At 67.2% G+C, this 1,924-nt stretch carries 2 protein-coding genes; both read right to left on the minus strand.

Annotation, left to right across the window (positions count from 1 at the left end):
• Window positions 1-223 precede the first annotated feature (223 nt).
• Window positions 224-1,603, minus strand: coding sequence for a tyrosine-type recombinase/integrase (locus IE318_RS44275; RefSeq protein WP_189908476.1), 1,380 nt, complete (start codon window positions 1,601-1,603; stop codon window positions 224-226).
• A gap of 61 nt (window positions 1,604-1,664) precedes the next feature.
• Window positions 1,665-1,853 carry a helix-turn-helix transcriptional regulator gene (locus IE318_RS44280; protein ID WP_189908477.1) on the minus strand — a complete coding sequence of 63 codons (189 nt, stop codon included), beginning with the start codon at window positions 1,851-1,853 and terminating at the stop codon, window positions 1,665-1,667.
• Between the last annotated feature and the right edge of the window lie 71 nt (window positions 1,854-1,924).

Consider the following 1,924-nt stretch of genomic DNA (forward strand, 5'->3'; position numbering starts at 1 on the left):
CTGTAAATCTGCCGGCTCAGCCTTCCTAGGTTCGAATCCTAGCGCCGCCACGCTGAGGGAAACCCCCTCCGACCAGCCTCTACGGCAGGTCGGAGGGGGTTTCTTCGTTCCTGGTCGCTGTTCGATTCAGCACCGGTTCCGGGCGGCCTGTCTCACCTTGTACCGCCTGAATCCCACCTCTGATCAGGGCGTGTCCCCCAGGTGTCCCCCAAGGGAGTGGCGATCACTCCGGCTCGTTCCACTCGCGTAGGGCCGCTTCGATCCGGCTGTTGGCCCGCTCGCGGGTCTGGTCCAAGACCTTGGCGTACACCTTGTGCAACACCGCGATGCTGTGGCCGGCGCGGCGGGCGCACTCCATGGCGTCCACTCCCGAACTGAGCCAGAAAGAGACCCCGGCGTGGCGAAGATCATAAGGACGTCGCGCCAGGAGCGAGGCGGCCTCGGACTCGGTCAGGACGTTCTCGCGGGCCCTGGCCCACACCTCCCCGTATCCGGTCTCCTGGAGGAGACCGCCACGGTTGGTCCGGAAGAGCCGGCCATCGGGTGCCGTGCCGTGCGTTGCCAGGTGCTGCCGGAGTAGCCGAACGAAGTGGGGTGGGATCGGGACCAGGCGGGAGTCCTTCACCGCGCGAGCCTTGAGGTGGCGGGTTTCATGGGCCGTCCCGTCATCCGTCCAGTTCCGTCCGGCGCGGACGACTCCCTGCCGCAAGGTGAGCGTGCCCCACCCGTTCTCTGGCAAGTGGCACTGCGTGGCGCGGAGCGCGGCGGCCTCCGCCGGCCGCATGGCGGCGTAGTACAGGCACCCGAAGAACGCTTCGAGGTGCTGCCCACGGGGCCCCTGCTCGCGGACGCCCGCCAACAGGGCCCGTACCTGCCGCGGATTGGCGACGCTCTCCGGGTCCACCTGTTCCACAGCCTTCGGGGAGGTCCACTTCACCGCGCTGAGGGGATTCACCGGAATGGAGAAGTACTGCTCTTCCACGGCGAGCCCAAGCACGTCGCTCAGACAGGCTCGCTTCCGCTTGGCGGTGCGGGGTGCGGCCGTCTTGCCGTCCATCCTCAGCGCCAGAGCGTCAAGAGCGAGACGCACCGTCGCGGGGTCCTCCAGGGCCGATACAGGCATGGAGTTCTTGGCCACCCAGCGAAGAGCGTGGGCGATGTCTTCCGGCGGTGTCTGGTCCCACCGGTTGCGGTTGTACGCCCACCCGTACAGCGCACGGCGGAGCAGCGCCGCGTCCGGCATTCCGGCTTTCGTCTTCACGAGAGCAGGCGTGATCGTGGCCAACGCATCGGCGTAGTTCTTCCGGGATTTCGCCGGCGCCTGCGCCCACTTGCGTTCGATGTAGGCGCGGCTGTGGTCGTACCACGTGAGGGAACCCTGCTTTGCCCGCAGCTCAGAGACGGGAAGGCCGGATTCCTCGTCGAACTGCTCGCCGCGTCGGACGGCGGACATGAGTTCCGAACGGCGGCCGTCGGCCTGCACTTTCAGCTTGTAGCTCTTCGAGTGCTTCCGTTCGCCGACCAGCCACCGCACGCGGTAGGGCTTCGGACGGTCTTTGCGTACTTCGATCGTGTAGAGGCGTACGTCGTAGGTCAGCGGCATGCGTACTCCAAAGGGGGCTCGCCGACAGGCGAGCCCCCTCGGTCTTCGGGCGGGACGGTGATCAGGCAGCGTTCTCTTCCATGGACGCCCACCAGGCGTCCAGGTCGCTGCGGCGGCAGCGAAGCTGCCCGTTGGGGAGCTTGATCAGGCGCGGGGCCTGGCCACGCGCGCGCATGCGGTAGAAGGCGGCGCGGCTCATGTCGATCTCAGCGAGGACTTCGGGGAGCTTGAGCATCGGGGTGCTGGCCATGTCACTCCTCGGCTCGGGGTTGGCCTTGGCTGTGTTGAGTCCGCATTGCTGTGTGTCGCGACTCAAGCGAC

The organism is Streptomyces spiralis, assembly GCF_014654675.1.
GTDB classification, from domain to species: Bacteria; Actinomycetota; Actinomycetes; order Streptomycetales; family Streptomycetaceae; genus Streptomyces; species Streptomyces spiralis.

Excerpts from the sequence above, each read along its gene's own strand:
- IE318_RS44275 (WP_189908476.1), bottom strand. The coding sequence starts at position 1,603 with ATGCCGCTGACCTACGACGTACGCCTCTACACGATCGAAGTACGCAAA.
- IE318_RS44280 (WP_189908477.1), bottom strand. The coding sequence starts at position 1,853 with ATGGCCAGCACCCCGATGCTCAAGCTCCCCGAAGTCCTCGCTGAGATC.